This is a genomic window from Thalassotalea montiporae, from assembly GCF_053485855.1.
Window position 1 is genome coordinate 1 of sequence record NZ_JBQRUO010000009.1, and the last position, 18451, is coordinate 18451.

The window sequence follows — 18451 nt, forward strand, 5'->3', positions numbered from 1 at the left end:
CCGCCCTTTCACGGCGGTAACAGGGGTTCGAATCCCCTACGGGATGCCACATTCTGGGAGCTGCCTTCTAGGTCAGGCAGTTGACCAAGTGAGCATTAAACTAATTTAAATTAGAGTAATGCAAACTAAAAAGTTTCTAAGCGGTTGCTATTGAAAGAGAAGGGTACTTTTCTTGAAAGGTAAATAGCAACAAGCGCTGAATTAACAAAGTGTGTTAACACAATTTGTTAAGCGATTTCAGTGTCCCGTTCGTCTAGAGGCCTAGGACACCGCCCTTTCACGGCGGTAACAGGGGTTCGAATCCCCTACGGGATGCCACAAATTAAAAAAACCGACGCAAGTCGGTTTTTTTATATCCAAAATTTGATTCATATCGCTTTATAAATGACATTAGTTAACTGATGTCTTTCTATTATTCTCTTCTTAATAATTTCTCTGATTTTCGTTTAGCGTTTACCAAGTTTTTACCAGAGCAGCCGAGCCTAAAATAACGACCAACTCACCAAAACATAATCGATAAATGTAATTTCTGTCGCCGATTTCCAAATCTGCAGTGAATTCTAACCACATATCGGCCTGTTAACTTTCTAGAAATGGTCAACAAGGCAAACATCACCATGATCATATTTTCTTAACAAAATCTCTATAATGTATTCCATAACTTTGTTAGGGTAAATAAAAAAGGGAATAGGTCTGGGCGAAAATAAATCACTTGTCGGTAATTTTTAAGATCGTTAACGTTAGAAGGGTAATTAATAGAGTAAATACTCTCTTGGGGTGTATGACACGATTTTTACTTTATAGAAGACGTCTCATTAGGTGCTGCTATGAAGGTTGAGATATTTCATAAATTCAATAAGTTAAGCAAAGGAAGGTAGTATGGTTAGTAAAAAAATTCCACGTAATTCAGAAAATGATTACACAGATGAAATGGCGCAAGTTCGTCGTGACTTTATCCATCAAGAAACCGGTGCAGTTATGGAGCACACAGGAAACTACAGTATTAGTACAGATGTGTTACCTGGCAACATTGAGAATTTTATAGGGGTTGTGCAAATGCCTGTTGGTGTTGCTGGCCCAGTGCAAATTGATGGTGAGCACGCACAAGGCGAATTCTTCATTCCACTCGCGACAACTGAAGGAACTTTAGTGGCGAGCTATAGCCGTGGTATGCGTTTGCTTAACGAATGTGGTGGTGTCAAAACCACCGTGGTTGAAGGCTTTATGCAACGAGCACCAGCATTTATTTTTGAAAGTGCACGCGAAGCTCGTGACTTTGGTCAATGGGTTGATGATCACTTTCTAAGTATCAAGGAAGTGGCCGAAACAACAACTTCTGTTGGTAAGCTTGAAAAAATTCAACAATGGTCAATTTCTCGATTCCGTTACTTACGCTTTAATTTCACAACAGGTGACGCTGCAGGCCAAAACATGGTGGGTAAAGCAACCCTAGCTGCTTGTGAATGGATCATTGCTAATGCACCTTTCTCTTGCCGCTACTTATTGTCTGGCAACATGGATACCGATAAAAAGCACTCTCACTTAAATATGCTCCATTCGCGCGGTAAACGAGTTATTGCCGAAATCATGATTAAAGATGAAGTGCTGCAAAAAATTATGAAAGTTAGTACTAAGCAGTTCGCTGATGGCTGTGTCATGGCAAACACTGGCGCAATGATGGCAAATGCAGCATACAATGGCCCACATTCCGCAAATGGTATTGCGTCGTTGTTTATTGCAACGGGTCAGGACGAAGCTAATGTAGTTGAATCACATGCTGGCTTGTTATCACACCAGTTAATGGAAAATGGTGACTTGTATTTATCAGTGACGTTACCTTCGTTAATTGTTGCGACTTTCGGTGGTGGTACTGGCTTACCAACGCAAAACGAATGTTTACAAATGCTTGGCTGTGTGGGCAAAGGTAAGGCAAATAAGTTTGCTGAGATTGTTGCTGCGACAGTACTTGCAGGTGATATTTCACTGAAATCTGCGGTGATTTCTGGTCACTGGGTAAGTAGCCATGATCAGTTAGGTCGCAACCGTTAAATTCTAACAAAATGATTACTTGTTAGAGCTTTTAGCAGCCAATCAGAATACTGAAGAGAAAAGCGGATAGTGATGATTAGTCACTATCCGCTTTTTTTATAAGGACGTTTTTGTATGACGTTTTGATATGGCGTTAGGGCTTTAACCTGACTATTATTATCGCTATATTCTGTTTAGCTTAAGCGATTATCGGCTCAGACTGGCTGTGGCACTTTTACCATTGCTAAACTTTCTTCTGCGAAACCGACACCAGCTTCATTGTAGAAGTTAAACACTTTATCAATACCTAGTGCTTGCAACTCCTCTCGTTCATCATCAAAACGGGCAATGGCAGCAATTTGACCACGGTAGTTAACAGCCTTTAATTGGGTAGTGATGTTAATCACATCTTGCACAGAAGGCACGGCAATCATTACTAGCTCTAGTTGATTCAAATCTAAAGTTTCCCAAAAATCACGAGATTCAGCGTCACCATAGAAGGCTTGTGCGCCTGTCGATTTTAACCAATCAATTTTTCCTCGATCTGCATCTAATCCCCAAACTTTATTGCCCACTTGTTGATCAAGTGCTTGGTATGCACCCATGCCGACACGCCCCATACCTACGACAACAATAGGTGAGTCGCAAGGTTGATCAAATATATCTTCAGGCAATCGCTTAGTGCGCTCTAGTTGAGTTAACGTGGCTTTGTGCTTGGCAAATAAGCGTTCCGAGAATCGGTAGACGACATTGGTTAAGACAAAGGAAATTGAAACAGCGAGTGCTAAAATAACTAACCATTCCTTGCTTAGCCAGCCATTATCAACACTCAACGCCGCAACAATTAAGCCGAATTCACTAAAGTTGGTCAGAAGCATGGCTGATAAAAATGCAGGTCTTGCTTTTAACTTTAAGCTACTAAGCAACACATAGAAGAGTGCAAATTTGATTGGCAACATTATACAAATAAGCAACGCAATGCCGAGCATTTCCCATGTGGGTAGGGCAGTAAAGCCGATCATTAAGAAAAAGCCAATCAAGAATAAATCTTTAAAATTCAATAGGGCTTTATTGATCTCACTAGCTTTCGGGTGGCTTGCTAACAGCATGCCGACAATGAGTGCGCCCAAATCACCTTTAATGCTCACAGCTTCAAATAATTCATAGCTGCCTAGAGCGAGGAAAAACCCTGTTAGCGGAATCAGCTCGCCATGGCCAACCGCGGTGATAATTCGGTTCATGATAGGCTTGATAAGGAACAATGCGACTAAGCCAAGTGCCCATATACTTGGCGTTTTGCCCGTTGCTACCACTAAAAATGCCACAGCGACAACGTCCTGCATCACCAAGATACCAACCGCAAGCTTGCCGTGGCGGGTACGCATTTCCCCTTGTTCTTCAAGTAATTTAACAATGCATACCGTGCTGCTAAAGCTCAGCGCAAATGCTATTAATAGCGCAATTTCCAGTTCCAGTGCGGCGAAGTAGGTAAGGCCGGCAAAGGCGACCAGCTTTATCATCACAACTGTGCTTACTAACCAAAGCGCGGTATGAGAAAGGGCGCCTCCCCAGACTTCGAGTTTGAGAAGATCCTTCACATTAAGTTTTAGACCAATGGTGAATAGCATCAATGTAATGCCTAAATCGGCCAGTGTAGTCAGGTAGTCATCGGCTTCAAAACCCATAAAATGGAGCACAAAGCCAGCCAGCAAGTAGCCAATTGACGGGGGTAGCGAAATTAACTTAGCGCCAAGGCCACAGAAAAAGGCAAATAAAACCCAGATAAATTCCATTAGTTGCTGGCCTTAGTCGTAATGATCTCAGCCAATTGGTTTGCCATTACCTCAACGATTTTGGGCTGGGCTTCAACGTTGGGGTGAATACCGTCGTTTTGCATCAGTTCAGGGTGAACCGCTATCGTATTTAAAAAGAAAGGCAGCAATGGCACATTGGCGTGCTCAGCAACGTCGACAAATACTTGGCCAAACATTTTGTTATAGCGTGGTCCATAATTGGGTGGGATCTTGACGTTCATTAGAAAAACCGTGATGTTTTTTTGCTTTGCCAAGTCGATAATTTGTAACAAATTATTCTTAATTAACTTAGGTGGAAAGCCGCGCAGGCCATCATTGCCGCCCAGTTCTATCAGCAAATAATCGACTTCTTGTTTCGATAGAATTCCCGGTAGGCGAGATAAACCGCCTGCTGTGGTCTCGCCGCTTATGCTAGCATTGATGATCTGGTAGGGAGCATTATTCGTTTTTAGTTGTTGATTTAGCAAATAAACCCAGCCTTGGTTTTGTTTCATTCCGTAACTTGCACTAAGGCTATCACCGAGTAATAAAATACGAGCATTAGCAAGCACACTGAAACTTTGACATAGTAACAGTGACATCATTAATACTTTAAAAGCGCGTTTAAACATGAAGTTAGAATCCGACATTATTTTAAAGGTCAGTGACTTAGCAAAGTCAGTGACATTGGAAAATCATATTTTAGACTTATTATCCGACATAAATCTAGCGGTTAGCGCGGGTGAAACCTTAGCCATCGTTGGTGCGTCAGGCTCAGGTAAAACCACATTACTGTCTTTACTTGCCGGTTTAGACTTACCCAGCAGCGGTCGTATTGAGTTGATGGGCAACACCTTGCATAACATGGACGAAGAAGCGCGCAGCGCAGTAAGGGCGAAGCACGTTGGTTTTATTTTTCAACAGTTTTTGCTGGTTAACAGTTTAACAGCACTTGAAAATGTGATGCTGCCCGCTGAACTAGCGAACTTACCTAACGCTGAGCAACGGGCAAAAGAGTTGCTCGCACAGGTTGATTTAGCTGATCGCGTTAATCACTTTCCTTCACAAATGTCTGGTGGGGAGCAGCAGCGCGTTGCCATCGCTCGTGCTTTCATTACCCAACCAGAAGTTTTATTTGCCGATGAACCAACCGGTAATCTCGACAGTAAAACCGGCCTGCACATCACCGAGTTGCTGTTTGATTTGAATAAACAAAATGGCACCACGTTAATTTTAGTGACACACGATGAGAAGCTTGCTAATCGTTGTCATCGTAAAGTGATTGTTGATAGCGGCCTTATTGTTGAAGACACATTGACCGAAAGCGCCAACAGCTCGGCAACAGAGGCTGTTACTGCCATTGATGAAAACGTAAAGAGAACCGTCAATGAGTAGCGCTAAAACTTGGGTTAACCAATCGCTGCGCTTGCTCAAGCATGAATTAAGACGCGGTGAATTGACGATTATCTTCTTGGCGATAGTGCTTGCGGTGGCGACAGTTTTTTCGCTGTCGGGTTTTTCACATCAAATCCAAGCGGCTATTATCAACAAAAGTTCGACCTTTATTGCTGCTGATCGTGTACTGCAATCTCCTAGACCAATTGCCGAAGATATCTTTGTTAAAAGTAATGAGCTTGGTCTGCGCTCGGCGCTCAAGCTTGAAATGGGTTCTATGGTATTTGCCAATGACACCTTGCAACTCGCCGAAATAGAAGCCGTTGGTGAAGCCTACCCACTCAAAGGTGAGCTGCTAGTACGAGATGCTCAAGGCAAAGTAAATGCGCAGCAAGGGCCGGCAGTAGGCGAAGTTTGGGCAGAGCAAAAGCTGCTGAACGTGTTAGGTGTTGAAATTGGTGACACGATTGAAGTCGGTTTAGCTGAGCTTAAAATTGCTGGCGTTGCCACGCAAATTCCAGATGCTTCTTTTAGTGTTTTTACCTCTGGCCCTGTCGTGCTGATGAATGTTGCTGACATGGCAAAAACAGAGTTAATCCAGCCAGGCAGCCGTTTAACCTACAAAGTGCTATTTGCTGGCACACCAGCGCAAATTGATGATTTTGCAGATTGGATCAAGCCACAAGTGAATGAAACCATGCGCTGGTATGGTATTCAGTCAAGTCGCTCAGCGTTATCGTCATCACTTACTCGTGCTGAGCAATACCTGTCACTCGCTAGCATGCTAGGCATAGTTTTAGCAGCTGTTGCTGTCGCGGTCGCCAGTCGTCGATACGGCCAGCGTCATCAACCTATGGTTGCGGTATTTAAGGCCATGGGCGCTAGCCAAAACCATATTACCAAACTTTACTGCTTGCATTGGGGGTTGCTAAGTGCTTTATCTATTGCCGTTGGCTTAGCAATTGGCTATGGCTTACAGCAAGTTGGCCTAAATGCTATGAAAGGTTATTTGGAAGTGGAAGTAGAGGTCTCTATGTTGCGACCTCTATTTATCGCTATTGCAACAGGACTACTGTGTGCGATTGCTTTCGCCATTGCGCCACTGATGCAACTTGTGTCGGTGAAGCCTTTAGCGGTTATTCGCGGCTTCAAGCATAACACTTTCCACTGGGTTCAATTAGTACCAGCCATTGTTGCTTTGTATTTACTGCTTTACTTGTTTAGTCAAAATGCACTGATGAGCATAGTTTTGCTCGCTGGTGGCGTTGTTGTCTCTATTGTTTTACTGCTGATGGGGCAAGTGCTGGTTAACCTTGGCCGCAGTGCGGGCAGCAAATCAGGTAAAGCGCTACATTTAGCCTTTGCTAATTTAAAGCGTCGTGCAAAAGAAAACAGTGTGCAGTTGGTGAGTTTTACCATTGCGATTAAATTGTTATTACTTATCGTTGTGGTGCGCACCGATCTTATTAACGAGTGGCAGGCGCAACTTCCTAACGATACCGCAAACCGCTTTTTGGTGAATATCAGCCAGCCGCAAGTGGATCTTGTTAATCAGTTTATGGCGGAGCAACAAATTCCTGGCAGTGGTTTATATCCTGTTGTCCGTGGCAGATTAACAGCCATTAACGAAGACTCGGTGACTAAACAAGTTACCAAGGAAGATGATCCTGATGCTGAGCAGCAACGTCGCGGCGTGGGTAGAGAGCTTAATTTAACTTGGCGAATTGAATTGCCGCCCAGCAATGTGTTGATTGACGGTCAATGGTTTAGTCCTGATGATAAAAAGCCACAAGTATCGATTGAGCAGGGCGTAGCAGAGCGCCTAGATGTTAAAGTTGGTGACACCTTAACGTTCCAATTGGGCAGCGAAGAATTTAGCGCTGAAGTCACCAGTGTGCGTGAGGTAGACTGGCAATCACTGCAACCTAACTTCTTTATGATTTTTAATCAGTATGTGTTGCAAGACTTCCCAGCGACGTATATTTCTTCTCACTATGTTGCCCCTGAACAGGAGCAGGCTTTTAATCGTTTCTTAGCAGACTACCCAACGATTTCTATGATAGACGTTGGCGCACTGATCAAACAGTTGCGCACTGTGATTGATCAGGTATCGATTGCAGTTGAGTTTATTTTAGTCATGGTGGTGATTGCGGGCTCGCTTGTGTTGGTTGCACAAGTACAAGCCAGTATGGAAGAGCGTGAGCGAGAAATTGCCATTCTGAGAACTTTAGGGGCAAAAGGTAGCTTGCTGCGAAACAGTGTTTTGCTTGAATTTGTCTGCTTGGGTGTGGTTGCTGGTTTAATGGCCGGAATTGCAATGGAAGCCGCCGTTTATGTGATTCAAACTCAAGTGTTTGATATGTCGCCGAGCTTTCACTTTAGCTACTGGGGTGTTGGCATCACCGCAGGGGCCGCGTTTGTTGGGGCGGTTGGCATGTTAAGCTGTTGGCGCTTGCTCAATATGTCGAGTGTTACCTTGATACGCCGCACTATGTAGCCGGTACGCTGTTATATCCGCAGGCCAAGCACTGGTGCATTAGTAGTTAAAAACCTTATTCCGTGCGTTGTCACTAGTAAAAGTGAACCATTATGGAATAAGGTTTTTTAATGCCTGCGATAATTGCGGAAACTCAAATGTATAGCCTGCTTCGAGTAGCTTTTTCGGAACAACATGTTGTCCGTAAATGAGCAATTCTGCGACTTCACCAAACATTAAGTTCACCACAAAAGCAGGCATACACATAACTCTAGGTCTGTGATAAGCCGAAGCTAATTCATCACTGAATATTTTATTACTGGCGGGATTTGGTGCTGTAAAATTCACCTCGCCTTCAATTGAGGAAGCTGTCAGTAAAAAGTTCATTGCCTTGGTCATATCATCAATATGAATCCATGACATGACTTGTTCCCCATTACCGATGACCGCACCTAAGCCAAACTTAAATGGAGGTGCCATTTGCGCAAGTGCTCCACCTTCAGGGCTTAATACAATGCCAGTGCGTAACAAGCATACTCTAGCCTTGGTATTTGCTTTTGATGCTGCACTTTCCCAACTTTGACAAAGCTGGTGGCTAAATTCATCATACGGAGTGGCAAATGATTCATCAATATCTAGCTCAGTTTGTCTGCCGTAATAGCCTATGGCTGAACCAGAAAGCAACGTACTAGGCGGGTTTTGGCTTTTATTAATTAAGCTAACTAGCTGCTGAGTCACTTGAACTCGACTTTGGATAAGTTGCTGTTTCTGGTAAGAATTCCAGCGTTTACCAAAAATAGGCTCTCCTTGCAGATTAATAACGGCATCAAATTCATCTAAATTTTCAAAACCGTCGAGCGTACCAATATAGATTACATTTTTGATAGGCGAACCCTTATCGGGGTGTCGTGTTAGCACGGTAAAGCTGTGTTCGTTAACAAAGCGCTTGATAAATGCTTTCCCGATTAAGCCTGTGCCACCGGTGATTAATATTTTCATAATGACTCTAGTTGATTTATATCTACTAAAACTTATCTATATATGTAGTTACGTGATGGCTAGTTGTCGAGTTCTGCTAAACAAATAAAATCATTGCTTTTTATCTGGCTAACTTACAATATGTTCGCCATAAAGAGTAGACTTCTGAGAGCAATATGGGAATAAGTGAAACCTCAACAGGGATCTTAAAAGGGTTAGTGGTCATTGCGACAGTATTTATCGTGCTTGCTGGCTTAAAAACCGCCACCAATATACTCGTACCTTTTCTATTGTCAGTTTTTATTGCGGTTATCTGTAACCCTCTGATTGCCAAAGCGAGTGAGTACAAGATTCCGAAAGCGCTGTCAGTCACTTTGGTTATTGTGCTGTTTCTTGCTATCGCGTTGTCAATTGCAGGACTGGTGGGTAACTCACTGAATGAATTGTCACAACAGTTGCCCCAGTATCGTACTCAACTAAATGAAGAATTTGCTTGGGTGACAAATAAGCTAGCCGAGTACAATATTGCGATATCATCCGCTGTATTAATTGAGTATTTTGATCCCGCAGCAGCAATGGGCTTAGCGGCAGATATGCTGAGCGGCCTAGGTGGCGTAATGGCGAATTTATTTTTGATCATTATCACTGTTGTGTTTATGTTGTTTGAAGCGTCCTCTTTACCGAAAAAGCTGCATTACGCATTGGATGACCCAGAGATGCGCTTAAGTCAAATTGACCGCTTTTTACAATCGGTCAATCATTATTTAGCGATTAAAACGGTGGTTAGTATTGGAACTGGTGTTGCGGTATCACTGATGCTTTGGGTTATCGGCTTAGACTTTTTCTTACTGTGGGGCGTGTTAGCCTTTTTGCTAAACTACATTCCTAATATCGGTTCTATTATTGCGGCAGTTCCTGCAATGTCATTGGCGATATTGCAACTAGGGCCAGCGGCTGCTGGCGGTATAGGGCTAGGTTATATGGTAATTAATACCGTGATGGGCAATATGATTGAACCACGTTTTATGGGACGCGGCCTCGGGCTTTCAACCTTAGTGGTGTTTTTGTCGTTAATTTTCTGGGGCTGGCTATTTGGTACTGTTGGCATGCTACTTTCGGTACCGTTGACCATGGTTATCAAGATTGGCTTGGAAAGCTCCGAAGAAGGTCGCTGGTTTGCCATTATGCTCTCTAGCGATGATGATGTAGAGAAGTATCATACAGCGAAATAGCTACTTTTAGTTTAAAGGTTAAATAAAAAAGCGCATTTCAGAATAGCTGAAATGCGCTTTTTTTGTTTAGTAAACAGAAAGTTATTTTTCAGTATTTAATTGACTAAGATCGGCAATGCGAGAGCGGCTTAATCGGATATAGCATTCTTTGTATGCGCTACCTGCTGTTGTTGCAGGGGAAATTGCCAGGTATTGCCAGCGACAATTGTTTTCTCGGTACTTGATAAAATCACTATTCGCACGTTTAAACATGTTTAGCGCAGACTTACGCCCGGTTTTTGCTGCAATGTCTTCAAGGATAAATATTTGGTTGTTTATCCACGTCTGTAATTCACGATCAACGGCTGATTTTACTCTATCTAAACATCGAGAATAATCAATATTGTCGGCCTTGGAGGCGTCACAATCGCTAATAGACTTAGCATGCGTCACTGACATCATCCCTGTTGATACTGCCAGAAAAATAGCAAAAAACGCTTTCTTCATGGGATTTTTCTTAACCTTCTGACTAATTATTTATCAGTAATACCTTTAGAATAAGCTTAGGCTGGTAGTACTTTTTTATAGGGTTTTACAACAACTTTGGCATAAACACCGGCGTCAATATAAGGGTCAGCATCTGCCCATGTTTGTGCGTCAGTTAGCGAGTTGAACTTAGCAACAACCAGTGAGCCCGTAAAACCCGCTTCACCAGGGTCTTCACTGTCGATGGCTGGGCAAGGACCTGCGACCAGCAGGCGACCTTCGTCTTGTAAGGTTTTTAAACGCTCTAAATGAGCGCCTCTTACTGGCATGCGAAGTGGTAGGCTATCAGCGACATCTTCGCTGTAGATCATGTAGTACATCATAAATATAATTACTCTTTTTCTTTCGCCGTTGAATCGGCGTCATCTTGGGGAAGGTGTTTGTGAACGGCAATAATAGTGCCGATGGCAAATGCAAAGGTAAGCCCCATCAAACCAAATACTTTGAAATTAACCCAAACCTCTTGGCTGAAGTTAAACGCTACATACGCATTTAACGCACCGCAAAATGCGAAGAATCCAGCCCAGCTCAGATTCAGCTTGGCCCAAATTTTCTCAGGCAACTCAAGCGCTTCTGCCATTAATTGTTTAATTAGGTTCTTCTTAAACACATAGTTGCTGATTAGCAATGCGATCGCGAAAAAGCCATTAATGATAGTAACTTTCCATTTGAGAAAAGTGTCATCCTGTAAAAAGATAGTCAATCCACCAAAGCCGGCAATTAAGCCAAAGATAATCCAGTTTTTGGCTGGAACTTTTTGTTTTGTCAGAATGAAATACATAATGTGCAGCAAAGCACCAACGATAAGAACCCCTGTTGCTGCATAAATGTCGTAAAACTTATAAACAACAAAGAACAGAATTAAAGGAACATATTCAAACAAAGCTTGCATATTAAAAAGCTATTAACATAATTTGCCATCATTCTACCTAAAGCAAAATCCTTAGCCAATGAATTCTCTGATTGGTGATATGCTTTTTCGATACAAGACTACTGCTGGCGTTATATCTGTACTAATTGCTCGATAGTCGTTCTAGGTGCTAGCGTTGTTAGGTCTTATCGCTTCTCGGCACCAGCTACCTCAATCACTCATCCCAAGTACCTAGATGCTACTCAGGCGTAATTAATGTTAATTTAGCGTCGCTACCGTCAGCCAATACCGCGATATCCCCCTTGCTTGTGACAAAAACATCTCTTAATCGTCCTGTGATATCAGGAAATACGTGAGTTTGGGTAAAGTCTCCATTCGCTAAATTAACAGCATAGAGTTTTTTATCGACTAAGGTGGTGATCAAAGCGTGTCGTTGCAGTGAAGTAAAACTGCTATGTTGTGAGCCATAATAGGCCATACCTGAAGGGGCGATGGAAGGCGTCCAGTCCACACTTGGCAGTTTCATGCCGGGGTATTTTGTAAAAGGGGAAATACGAGCTTGTGAATAGTCTTTGCCATAGGTTATCACTGGCCAGCCATAATTTTCCCCAGCCGTTAAATAATTGAGTTCATCTCCGCCTGCTGGGCCATGTTCGTGACTAACAATCTGTTGACTGTCGTAATCATAAATCAAGCCGTGTGTATTGCGATGCCCTAGGGTATACACCGCGTGTGCTTTATTATTCTCGTGTTGGCTAAATGGATTATCATCAGGAATACTACCGTCAAGCTTTATACGCAGCACTTTGCCAAGTTGACTAGTTTTTACTTGGGCTTGTTCTCGGTAGTCGAAACCGTCGCCGCTCGAAAATAGCAGTGTGTTGTCAGGCAATATTAGTGCTCGACCCGCATAATGTTGCGGCGTACCTTTGTCTGTTGCCACCTGATAAATAATAGTCGGCGTTGAAAATTGCTCACCATCAAATTTTGCTTTGGCAATAACCAGTCGGTTTGCATTTAATTTACCTTGCGCATAGGTGAATAGTACTTCTTTCGATACGCTAAAGTCAGGTGCAAGCACAACATCAAGCAGGCCACCTTGACCTGCAACGTACAAACCGTCGAGGGCTAATTTTACTCTAGATTGCTGCCCATTTTTGGCGATAACAACATGACCATCGCGCTCAGTGATTAGCCAAGTTTTGTTGGGTAACTGAACCATACTCCAAGGCGATTTTAAGTCGCTAGCAATGGTAGTGACTTTGTAGTCGTCAGGCATTATTAGGTTTACAGAAGGCGCGTTAAGTTCAGTATTTGCAAGCAGCGAAAATGAAGTAAGCAAGGAGGCAGAGCTTAACAGCAATTGTTTAGTGCTTAAGCCTTTGGTAGGGTAAGAAAAAAAACGTGCCTGATGTGACGCTTTACGTCGAATTAGTCGAGCTAGCCGAGATTGAGATGCCCATGCAATTTTTAACACGAGTTCTACCTTCCTTTTTAGTTTCTTGGTTACTTACGTTTTCTCTTGCTAGCTTGTTTCATAGCCAATATGTTGTCAATCAATTAGTTAACATTGGGATAGAGGTAAAATTTGCCGATCGCTTACAGTTAACACAGGAAGATTGGTTAGGGCTATTGCCAACGTATGGTGCGATTATCGCCATCGCCTTTTTAATTGCCTTTCCGGTAACTGCTTGGCTCGCCAGAAAATGGGACAAATTTCGAACTCAGTTATATATAGCTGGTGGTATTACCGCTTTTTTTATCGTTCTGGTCGCTATTGAATCGATAATGAATATCAACATTATCGCAGGTGCTAGAGGTTGGGGCTTTTATGCACAGTTATTGGCGGGCGCTATTGGCGGCTGGACTTTCGCAAAAATTAGCCCTGTGCTGAGCACTTCAAAAATTAACCTCTAAAGGTTTGATGCTTTGTACACCTGCTTTTTATTCTGGCATTTTTACAATGCTTAGATGGCAAGTTTCATATGCTAGCTCTACACAACCGCACAGCTAGCTAGGCTAGTCTTTTTCTTTGTTGGTTAGCGTGGATTAAAATACCGAGCTAACTCTAATTATTTGAATAATTGGGTTTAAAGTTGCGGGGTTGAGAGCACTTGGCTGTATTAAAAGAACCAATTAGTTTAGCACACTAAACAGGGCTAAATACGTTAGGCGTTGCCAATTAAAGTAGAAGCTTCAATATATAGCTCTGGATCTGATTCTTGGAAATACTCAACCCGTTTAATTGCTTGTGGCAGTCCTAGATCAGCGGCACTGATGAGCCAAGCTAAACCAAGCGTCTGGTCTTCATCAACGCCTTCCGCTAAGAAGTAAGCTCTGCCGATAGCGCCACGCGATTTAACGCATCCAAATTTCGCGGCTTCCTTAAATAAAGCGATAGCTTGCTCAAATTCTTGGTTGTCACGGTTAGCCATTGCTTCGTTGTAGAGCTTATCGGCAAGTGCTTCATCAGGCTCTGCTGACTCGACAAGTTCAATGGGCTCTCGGTCATCAAGCATATGATCTGGTTCAAGAACGTTAGTTGATAATGCTTCCTGATGCTCACTGTTTGTTTCTTCGGTTATTACATTGGCAGAGTTATCGAGCAAAGAATCCGGTGATTCATTAGTAAAGTCATCAGCTATTTCATCAGTAGTGTTAGCGGATAGCTTGACTGGCTCTATCGCCGAGCTAGGCTGTTGTTCAGGCTCAAATTCAGCTGTTGGTTGGGCTTGTTGGATAGCTTCTCTTGGACGCTGAACATTTGTATGACGTTGAGCTTCTAATGAAGAAGTCAACTCGATTGGCGCTTCTTCTTCATCGTTGTCAAAAATCGCTTTAATGTCGATATCGCGTTTTTTCTGCTCCAAAAAGGTTGTCATTACCGCGTCGTACCTAGCATTGAGCTGCTCAATGGTATGTTGCTGTTGAGAAACCTGTTGCTTAAAGTAATTTACGTCGGCCTGAAGTTGAGCAATTGTTGCTTGGCTTTGAATTTGTTGCTCTTTGTGCAGATGTTTTAAGCTCTCAAGATGATCTTGATGGTTGGCATCAATTCTTTCCTGTTGCTTTTCATTATAAGCTTCAAATTTATTTAACACCGAGTTGACGGTATGTTCGTAATTCGCTTTCATTTTTTCGAACCAGCGAAACACTTGGCTAGGTGCTTTGAAGTTATCAGACATAAATAGTTATTAGGTTATGCAATGACGTTATAGCTACCTTAATGATTTGTATTTTTGAAATCAATTTACCAGCCTAAAATAGCGAAGATTATTGTCCTTTAGCACATTCTTTAAACATAAATTGCAAAAATGCTTAAAAAACAATAAGGCTTTTCTTTTTGCTATTTTTGCCGCCTAGTTTTAACGGTTAAATGGCTGATAAAAATCAAGTTTGAAAGGCAATTGGCTTGATTGTGCCATTTCTTGGCCTATATTTTTAACGAGAAGGCTGTACTTATCTGTATGTAGGCGCTTTTAAGATAAGTAGTGGCGCTATTATGAGCAAAGGAATGCGAGATTACGATTTATCCTTTGTTTTTGCTGATTTATTAAAAAAAACGCTATATGATGCGCAACGCGAATATTTGTGTTGCTATGTGCAAACCAAGTAAACAAGGTTTATGGTCGAAAGATAAATAAACGCTAGTTGTAGTCTTTACTTAATCAAGGAAACACATGTTCAAATTACCTGCTGAATTAACCATAGCCAAAGCAGAAGAATTTAAACAACTGCTAATGGAATATGCCGAAAACCACGACGACATCGTAATTGATGATTCCGCAGTGGAAAAAATTGACACCATTGGCGTTCAGCTTATTCTATCTATGGTGACCTACTTAACCTCTATTCACAAAAGCATCGAATGGCAGTGCACGGCGTCTGTCATCAAAGAAAGTATTGAAAAGCTGGGCATTAAAGACTCCATTTTACTTCAATACGTTAATGCTTAATGCCCCGATAAATAAAAAGGAAAGAAGAACATGGCCAAAGTGCTAGTAGTAGATGATTCTAATTCAATTCGTGACATGGTGAGTTTTACGTTAAAAGCGGCGGGATATGAAACAGTAGAAGCAGCAAACGGTCAAGAAGGTCTGACGAAAGCGCAATCTGCAAACATTGATTTAGTGATCACTGACGTTAATATGCCGATTATGGACGGCATTACTTTATGCCAAGAATTAAGAAAATTACCTGCGTTTAAATTCACACCAATTTTAATGTTAACCACCGAAAGTTCAGTTGACATGAAACAACGCGGTAAAGCTGCGGGTGCAACTGGTTGGTTAGTTAAACCATTTAACCCTGAAAAATTATTAGCAACCATTAAACGCGTCATTCGGTAACGTGATATGAGCTTAGATCTCTCGCAATTCATTCCAACTTTCTTAGAAGAAAGTTTCGAAGGTTTGGAGTTAATGGAATCAAGCCTGCTTAATCTAGAGCACGGTGACGATGAAACCATTAACTCTATTTTCCGTGCTGCTCACTCAATTAAAGGTGGCGCAGGCACATTCGGCTTTGGTCACGTAACGGATTTTACTCACTTAGTTGAAACTTTGTTGGATGAGATGCGCGATGGTCGACGCGAAATAAATAACGAAGAAGTTGAAGTACTGCTAGCGTCTGTTGATTGTATTCGACTGATGATTGAAGCAATTCAAAATGATGACGACTACGACCCTTCATCAATCGAAGAAACCTCAGAACGATTGTCATTTTTGCTTGCCAATGGCGAAGATACTGACGGTAGTGGTAATAGCGTTGCTGCTGACGAGCCAATGTTACTTGGCAAAATTTGGCAGATCACCTTTATTCCGGAGCATCATTTAGTTCAGACGGGTAACGACCCATTACTGCTGTTTAATGCGCTAGAAGACTTAGGTGAGCTGATTGTTTTAGCAAAAACAGAACAATTACCTTCAATCACCGAAATTGATGTTGAAGAACTCTATATTCACTGGCAACTCACGCTAATGTCAGATAATGCAAGCGAAGCGGATATTCGCGAAGTATTTGAGTGGGTAGAAGATGAGTGTGAGCTGGACATCAACTTACTTTCCGACGATACACCTACGCCGTCAGCATCAGTTGACGAGCAGCCAGCTAATAAAGCACCAAATATTAATATTAGTGCTGAAGACAGTGAAACCCTCGATGAGCTATCTCCGCACTTGAATGATGCGGATGCTGCGTTAGAACAAGCGGCAACTAAAGCCTTGGCCGAACATGCAGTGGCTTCTGAGAATAAGGTAGCAGAGCAAGCACAACCTGCTAAAGCCAGTCAGGCTGCACAAGTCGCAAAACCCGTAGCTAAGACACCGGCTCCTAAAACACAAGCTAAAGGCAAGGGCGATACTGGCTCTATTCGCGTAGGGGTTGATAAGGTCGATAGCTTAATTAATCTCGTTGGTGAGCTAGTGATTACGCAAAGTATGCTGTCAGAATTAGGCAATGACTTTGATCTTTCAAAGGTAGAAAAACTCACTGCTGGGCTTGAGCAGCTGTTACAGAATACCAAAGAGTTGCAAGAAAGCGTGATGCGTATTCGTATGCTGCCAATAAGCTTCGCTTTCAATCGCTTCCCTCGTTTGATTCATGATTTAGCTAAGAAAACTGGCAAAGACATCGAGTTAATTATCAATGGTGAGAATACCGAACTCGATAAAACCGTGATGGAGCAAATCGGTGATCCGCTCGTACATTTGGTGCGCAATGCAGTTGACCACGGTATTGAGCCTGCTGAAAAACGTCTGGCAGCTGGTAAATCAGCACAGGGTACAATTTGGCTAGACGCCTATCACCAAGGTGGCAGTATCGTTATCGAAATTAAAGATGACGGTGGCGGTATCAATCGTGAAGCGGTATTCAATAAGGCGCTCGAAAAAGGCTTAATTGATGCCAATGCCTCGTTAACTGACCAACAAGTCTTTGATCTTATTTTTGAGCCGGGCTTTTCAACGGCTCAAGCGGTAAGTGATATTTCTGGCCGTGGTGTTGGTATGGATGTCGTTAAGAAAAACATTCAAGCATTAGGTGGTCGTATACAAGTTGATTCGGTGCCTGGTGAGGGCAGTACGTTTAAAGTTTACTTACCGCTTACCTTGGCAATTCTTGATGGTCAATTGGTTAAAGTTGGCGACGAAGTTTTCGTCGTACCACTGATTACCATCGTCGAATCGCTGCAAGCAAAAGCCGATTTAATTAACCGCGTATCTGGCGACATGGTGCTTTATCGCTTGCGTGAAGATAATGTCCCTGTGATTCCAATTTTTGAGTTGTTTAATTTACCAGCCGAACATCAAACCGTGGATAACGCTTTGATGGTGGTGGTAGAAGCCGATGGTCAAAAAGTTGGTCTAATGGTTGATGATTTGTTAGCACAACAGCAAGTAGTGATAAAAAGCCTTAAAGATAACTACCAAGATGTGGCAGGTATTTCTGGGGCGACAATTTTAGGCGACGGCTCCGTTGCTATGATTTTAGACATCCCTGGCATTATCTCAATGGCACAAAAGATCGCTGCTGAAAAGCAAGCAGAGCGAATCGCTAACTATTCAAAAGCGCTTGAAGGAGCAGTGAATTAATGGATATTCAAGCACTCGCGAAAGACATTCCGGTTGAAGGTGAATACTCGCTTGAAGGTATAGATTTTATAACTAATGGTGAGCAGTACCTCACGTTTCTTTTAGAAAATGAGCAATACGCGGTAGATATTCTGTGTGTTGAAGAAATCAGAAGCTGGGAAAAGCCAACGCGTATCCCGAACTCCCCAAGTTATGTCAAAGGGGTGATTAATATGCGTGGTGTTATCGTGCCTATTATAGATCTGCGTTTAAAGTTTGGTATCGGTAAGCCTGAGTACACAGAAACAACAGTTGTGATTGTACTTAGCTATGAATCGGATGAACACAGTCGGACGATTGGCTTCGTGGTTGATGCAGTATCTGATGTATTAAATGCTGAAGAAAACGAAATTAAAAATGCGCCAACGTTGGGCGGTGTTATCCCACATCATTATGTTGATGGCTTAGTCAACGTTGGTGATGGTGTCGTGACTTTGCTGTCAGTTGAAGAGCTTCAACAAATAGAAGCTCATAGTATTGGTTAATCTGACAATGATTGAACTCACAGTAGTGAGACGAAATTG

17 protein-coding genes and 1 tRNA gene are annotated in these 18451 nt (G+C 42.4%); 10 read left to right on the forward strand and 8 right to left on the reverse strand.

Translation table 11 applies throughout. The features are described from left to right. The first annotated feature begins 242 nt into the window (after nucleotides 1-242). Together ACSLUR_RS17630 and ACSLUR_RS17635 are read left to right on the forward strand one after the other, a co-directional pair. Nucleotides 243-318: transfer RNA gene (locus ACSLUR_RS17630), tRNA-Glu, on the forward strand. Nucleotides 319-879: 561 nt separating this feature from the next. Beyond that, nucleotides 880-2049, forward strand: coding sequence for a hydroxymethylglutaryl-CoA reductase (locus tag ACSLUR_RS17635; RefSeq protein WP_115999973.1), 1170 nt, complete (start codon nucleotides 880-882; stop codon nucleotides 2047-2049). 194 nt (nucleotides 2050-2243) lie between these two features. Here the strand turns inward: ACSLUR_RS17635 and ACSLUR_RS17640 are convergent, their stop codons facing one another. Both ACSLUR_RS17640 and ACSLUR_RS17645 read right to left on the reverse strand, forming a co-directional pair. After that, entirely contained in the window at nucleotides 2244-3821 is a 1578-nt protein-coding gene (locus tag ACSLUR_RS17640; protein WP_448556623.1) for a cation:proton antiporter domain-containing protein, read from the reverse strand. Then, complete coding sequence (locus ACSLUR_RS17645; protein ID WP_448556624.1) at nucleotides 3821-4453, reverse strand: arylesterase; 633 nt, start codon at nucleotides 4451-4453, stop codon at nucleotides 3821-3823. Before ACSLUR_RS17645 ends, ACSLUR_RS17640 begins: the two co-directional genes overlap by 1 nt. On the opposite strand from ACSLUR_RS17645, the gene ACSLUR_RS17650 reads away from it, so the two are divergent. Both ACSLUR_RS17650 and ACSLUR_RS17655 read left to right on the forward strand, forming a co-directional pair. Further along, nucleotides 4452-5216, forward strand: a complete 765-nt coding sequence (locus ACSLUR_RS17650) for an ABC transporter ATP-binding protein (protein WP_448556625.1) — start codon at nucleotides 4452-4454, stop codon at nucleotides 5214-5216. The genes ACSLUR_RS17645 and ACSLUR_RS17650 overlap by 2 nt on opposite strands. Then, nucleotides 5209-7713, forward strand: coding sequence for an ABC transporter permease (locus ACSLUR_RS17655; RefSeq protein WP_448556626.1), 2505 nt, complete (start codon nucleotides 5209-5211; stop codon nucleotides 7711-7713). Before ACSLUR_RS17650 ends, ACSLUR_RS17655 begins: the two co-directional genes overlap by 8 nt. A gap of 90 nt (nucleotides 7714-7803) precedes the next feature. Here the strand turns inward: ACSLUR_RS17655 and ACSLUR_RS17660 are convergent, their stop codons facing one another. Further along, nucleotides 7804-8691 carry a TIGR01777 family oxidoreductase gene (locus ACSLUR_RS17660; RefSeq protein ID WP_448556627.1) on the reverse strand — a complete coding sequence of 296 codons (888 nt, stop codon included), beginning with the start codon at nucleotides 8689-8691 and terminating at the stop codon, nucleotides 7804-7806. Between the two features lie 155 nt (nucleotides 8692-8846). Here ACSLUR_RS17660 and ACSLUR_RS17665 point away from each other — a divergent pair, with 155 nt between their 5' ends. Then, entirely contained in the window at nucleotides 8847-9902 is a 1056-nt protein-coding gene (locus ACSLUR_RS17665) for an AI-2E family transporter (protein ID WP_448556628.1), read from the forward strand. A gap of 81 nt (nucleotides 9903-9983) precedes the next feature. On the opposite strand, the gene ACSLUR_RS17670 is transcribed toward ACSLUR_RS17665, so the two are convergent. From ACSLUR_RS17670 to ACSLUR_RS17685, 4 genes are all read right to left on the reverse strand, one after another. After that, a complete protein-coding gene (locus tag ACSLUR_RS17670; RefSeq protein ID WP_448556629.1) occupies nucleotides 9984-10388 on the reverse strand; it encodes a lysozyme inhibitor LprI family protein in 405 nt (134 codons plus the stop codon). 56 nt (nucleotides 10389-10444) lie between these two features. Beyond that, a complete protein-coding gene (locus tag ACSLUR_RS17675; protein WP_115999981.1) occupies nucleotides 10445-10747 on the reverse strand; it encodes a YciI family protein in 303 nt (100 codons plus the stop codon). 11 nt (nucleotides 10748-10758) lie between these two features. Next, the gene (locus ACSLUR_RS17680; protein ID WP_448556630.1) at nucleotides 10759-11319 is read right to left on the reverse strand and encodes a septation protein A; all 561 of its coding nucleotides are present in this window, start codon (nucleotides 11317-11319) and stop codon (nucleotides 10759-10761) included. 217 nt (nucleotides 11320-11536) lie between these two features. After that, a complete protein-coding gene (locus ACSLUR_RS17685; RefSeq protein ID WP_448556631.1) occupies nucleotides 11537-12775 on the reverse strand; it encodes a PQQ-dependent sugar dehydrogenase in 1239 nt (412 codons plus the stop codon). Here ACSLUR_RS17685 and ACSLUR_RS17690 point away from each other — a divergent pair. After that, nucleotides 12760-13215: a hypothetical protein gene (locus ACSLUR_RS17690; protein ID WP_448556632.1), complete on the forward strand. Its 456-nt coding sequence runs from the start codon at nucleotides 12760-12762 to the stop codon at nucleotides 13213-13215. The two genes, ACSLUR_RS17685 and ACSLUR_RS17690, sit on opposite strands and share 16 nt — an antisense overlap. Nucleotides 13216-13466: 251 nt before the next feature. Here ACSLUR_RS17690 and ACSLUR_RS17695 read toward each other — a convergent pair whose 3' ends face one another. Further along, nucleotides 13467-14483, reverse strand: a complete 1017-nt coding sequence (locus tag ACSLUR_RS17695) for an SEL1-like repeat protein (protein WP_448556633.1) — start codon at nucleotides 14481-14483, stop codon at nucleotides 13467-13469. Between the two features lie 495 nt (nucleotides 14484-14978). Here ACSLUR_RS17695 and ACSLUR_RS17700 point away from each other — a divergent pair, with 495 nt between their 5' ends. From ACSLUR_RS17700 to ACSLUR_RS17715, 4 genes are read left to right on the forward strand one after another with little or no spacing between them, the layout of a single operon-like run. Further along, nucleotides 14979-15254 (forward strand): STAS domain-containing protein, encoded by a 276-nt coding sequence (locus ACSLUR_RS17700; RefSeq protein ID WP_448556634.1) that lies wholly within the window; start codon nucleotides 14979-14981, stop codon nucleotides 15252-15254. Nucleotides 15255-15284: 30 nt separating this feature from the next. Continuing rightward, a complete protein-coding gene (locus tag ACSLUR_RS17705; RefSeq protein WP_116013781.1) occupies nucleotides 15285-15647 on the forward strand; it encodes a response regulator in 363 nt (120 codons plus the stop codon). A gap of 6 nt (nucleotides 15648-15653) precedes the next feature. Continuing rightward, complete coding sequence (locus ACSLUR_RS17710) at nucleotides 15654-17888, forward strand: chemotaxis protein CheA (RefSeq protein WP_448556635.1); 2235 nt, start codon at nucleotides 15654-15656, stop codon at nucleotides 17886-17888. Next, nucleotides 17888-18412 (forward strand): chemotaxis protein CheW, encoded by a 525-nt coding sequence (locus ACSLUR_RS17715; RefSeq protein ID WP_115999988.1) that lies wholly within the window; start codon nucleotides 17888-17890, stop codon nucleotides 18410-18412. Before ACSLUR_RS17710 ends, ACSLUR_RS17715 begins: the two co-directional genes overlap by 1 nt. Nucleotides 18413-18451: the final 39 nt, after the last annotated feature.